The sequence below is a fragment of the uncultured Clostridium sp. genome, assembly GCF_937920395.1.
In the GTDB taxonomy this organism is placed as follows: domain Bacteria; phylum Bacillota; class Clostridia; order Clostridiales; family Clostridiaceae; genus Clostridium_AD.
On sequence record NZ_CALEVF010000375.1, the window covers coordinates 1 to 3,479 of the forward strand.

Genomic DNA, 3,479 nt, shown 5'->3' on the forward strand with positions numbered 1-3,479 from the left:
GCCCCCGTATCGGACTTTCACCGACGAGTAAACGCCCATGCCGAGCACACTAAAAAAAGACTATATTTAATTAAAAATATAGTCTTTACTCAACTTTTATATTATGCTGGTGTCTGATTAATTAATTGTTGTAACATAATATTTAAATCATCAATATTTTGAATATATAAGTTAAAACTTTTTTCGATAGTTTTAGCATCTTTTGACTCTATAGAGATTGCAAAGTTTTTAAAGCTTTCTATTGCTATATTCTTTTTAACTTTTATATTATCTTTCAAAGGTTTATTTTCATTTTTAAACTGCTCTTTTATAATTTTGACTTGATTTTTTTTATGTTGTTGCTCCGCTACAAGTTGATCTTTAGCTTCTTGTTTTGTTATTTCACCCTTTGTGGCCTTAAGTTCTATAACATTCACTTGAATTTTAAATTCATTCTTTAAAGGTAAAGTTGCTGAATTTATTTTTTCTTTTCTTACATTAATAATTTGTTCTGCTAATTCTTTTGTTTTAGTTATAGAAGCATCACCATTTTGAGTAGTACCTGGTACATATTTTTCTGCATTCTGAAGAACTTTATCATACATTTGAATTTTAGCTTGTAAGTTTTCCTTTTGTACATCCTGTTTTTCTTCTTTATTAGTTAATAATTCCTTATCGTTTTTGCAACATTCCATCTTACAATTACCTACCTTGCAACATTCTTTACAGCAATCAATTTTAGAATTAGTTTTAACGCTATCTTCTTTACATACTTTCATATCACATTTTGGTGTTACATTATTTAATGTGCCAGCAAAAACAGCACTCGGTGCTAATATTGCCATTGCTAGAGTTGTTGATAATATCATTTTTTTGTAATTTAACATATAATCCACTCCTCGAATAATTTGTATTAGTTGTTTGTCTATAAATACATTATATTCGACAAATTTCGAATAATTATCTCAGTATTATGTGAAAATATGTGATTATGATATATTTCCCAGTAAATATTGTGTATCTCCTTTGTAAATAAAAAAAGCCCTATAAAACCAAGGTTTTATAGGGTATATCTAATTATTTTAACTATCTTGAATAAGATGAGTTATTATTTTGTTGTTTTCTTGCTCTTCTACAATCAGCACATCTTTGTGGTTCATTTTCGAATCCTTTTTCTTTATAGAAAGCTTGTTCGCCCTCAGTGAATACGAATTCTTTTCCACAGTCTTTACAAATTAAGTTTTTGTCTTCCATTTTAAATATTCCTCCTTTTATTTGAAAATTAAGAACTAAATTTGATTAACAATAATTTCCTAAATAAAAGAGGATATGTTGTTTATCAGATTAGATTCTCTTAAATAATAATATAAATTTCTATTACATACTTATATTAACATATTTAAAAAGCTTGTACAATATAATTTTAACCATTTAAAAAATTTTTTTCATATATTTCAAAATGTTTAGTTAAATTACAAAATTTCCATTTTCAAATACCGGCACTTCTATGCCTTCTGCTGTAATCCCTATTATTTGTAAATCTTTCGTACCAACCATAAAGTCTTCATGTACAAAAGAATCATTAACTTCTAACCCCTTAAGCTCTTCATTACTTAAATTTTCACCATTCTTTATGCATACTGGGTATGCCTTACCTAAAGCCAAATGGCATGATGCATTTTCATCAAAAAGTGTGTTGTAAAATAATATATTAGAGTTCGATATTGGAGAATCATATGGCACTAATGCTACTTCACCAAGATAACATGATCCTTCATCAGTTTCAATTATACTTTTTAATATATCATAACCACTTTCTGCCTTGAAATCGACTACTCTTCCCTTTTCAAAAGTAAGTGAAAATTTATCAATTAAGTTTCCGTTATAATTTAAAGGTTTAGAACTTACTACTATACCGTTAACTCCAGTTTTTTTAGGTAGTGTAAATACCTCTTCAGTTGGCATGTTCGCTATGAACTCTACACCTTCAGGAGTATAATCTGATCCTCCAAGCCATAAATGATTTTGTGGAAGTTCAATTTTCAAATTCGTACCTAATGAATTCTTATATTGTAAATATTTAAAATTATTTAAATTTAAATAATCCATACTTTTCTTTAGGTTTGCTTTATGATTTTCCCATGAAGCAACAGGATCTTCGGTATCCACCCTTACTGTTTTAAATATAGCATTCCAAAGTTTTTCCATTGCATCTTTCTCTGAAACTTCTGGAAAGACTTTATTTGCCCAACCTTGTGTTGGAATAGATGCAACACACCAAACATTTTTATTACTCATCATTCTATCTCTGTATTCTTTTATTGCATTACTTGCAGCTTTATTTGATTTTGACAATCTATCAGGATTAACATCCTTCATAAGCTCCGGATCAGAAGCTGAAATACTTAAAAAAGCTGCTCCTTTTCGCGCACTTGACACATAAAAATCTTTCTGCCAATCTGGATATTCGCAAAATATCTCTTCAGGAGCAAGCGTAAATTTAATTTTTGTAGATAATTCATCTCTCCATGTAACTATTACCTCCCTAGCCCCTTCTAGATATGCAATTCTAGAAACAATTCTAGTAAAAGCAGCACACTCAATAGGAGAATTAATTACAAGTGTTTGATTCTTCTGAATGTTAATTCCTGTCTTTACTAATAAACGAGCATATTTCTCTAATAATTTATTATCCATAATATATCTTTAGCAGATAAGTACATAATACACAAATCCACTAAATACTCACTTCCTTTATATATAGCGTGTACAAGGTATAAAGCCCCTTGTCATGGCTAAGTTTATATATATACTACGTTAACACTATTCTAATATTTTATCTATAACTCTTAAGAAAATTATACCATAAAAAGTTATTTTTAAAAAATTCTTTGTATATTTATTTGAATACATGTAAGTATTAGGTTATGCTTTACATAAAACATATTAATGTTCATAAATAAAAAGGGGTGACTAATATCAAAACTGCAGTATTATTTTTTTCAAGAACAGGCACTAGTGAACGAATAGCAACAAAAATAGCTGATGGCTTAGAACTTTCACCTATTCGAATTACTGATGATAAGAATTGGAATGGAATCTTAGGCTTTATAAAAGGAGGCTACTATGCTTCAACTAATAAAAGCGTAAATATCAAAGTTAACGATGAATGTAAAGATCTTGATCAATATGTTGTTGTATCACCACTCTGGGCAGGAAGACCTGTACCAGCAATCTGTGAATTTTTAAAACAAGTACCAATTAATAAAGTTAATTTAGTCTTAACCTGCAATGGTAGTGATGTTGAAAGTGCTTTCACAAAATATGAAAATACTATAGGAAAATTAAAAGGACATTTTGGAATTGTTAAACGTCTAAAAAATGAAGATGAATGCATTAAAGATATAATCCAAGCTGTTAAATAATAACCTTTACTTAACAAAATCAATCGAGTAGGAGCTAAATAATTAGTTTATTTAGCGACCTCTCACACCACCGTG

The 3,479-nt window shown here is 28.8% G+C and carries 4 protein-coding genes; 1 reads left to right on the top strand and 3 read right to left on the bottom strand.

Going from position 1 to position 3,479, the window contains the following annotated elements; translation table 11 throughout:
* Positions 1–101 precede the first annotated feature (101 nt).
* The 3 genes from Q0649_RS21995 to Q0649_RS22005 all read right to left on the bottom strand — a co-directional run bounded on the left by Q0649_RS21995 (position 102) and on the right by Q0649_RS22005 (position 2,676).
* Positions 102–866 (bottom strand): hypothetical protein, encoded by a 765-nt coding sequence (locus Q0649_RS21995; protein ID WP_298846951.1) that lies wholly within the window; start codon positions 864–866, stop codon positions 102–104.
* A gap of 199 nt (positions 867–1,065) precedes the next feature.
* Positions 1,066–1,233: a zinc-ribbon domain-containing protein gene (locus Q0649_RS22000; RefSeq protein ID WP_298846953.1), complete on the bottom strand. Its 168-nt coding sequence runs from the start codon at positions 1,231–1,233 to the stop codon at positions 1,066–1,068.
* A 213-nt stretch (positions 1,234–1,446) separates the two neighbouring features.
* A complete protein-coding gene (locus tag Q0649_RS22005; protein WP_298846955.1) occupies positions 1,447–2,676 on the bottom strand; it encodes an aminopeptidase in 1,230 nt (409 codons plus the stop codon).
* A 272-nt stretch (positions 2,677–2,948) separates the two neighbouring features.
* Here Q0649_RS22005 and Q0649_RS22010 point away from each other — a divergent pair, with 272 nt between their 5' ends.
* Positions 2,949–3,404 (top strand): hypothetical protein, encoded by a 456-nt coding sequence (locus tag Q0649_RS22010; protein WP_298846957.1) that lies wholly within the window; start codon positions 2,949–2,951, stop codon positions 3,402–3,404.
* Positions 3,405–3,479: the final 75 nt, after the last annotated feature.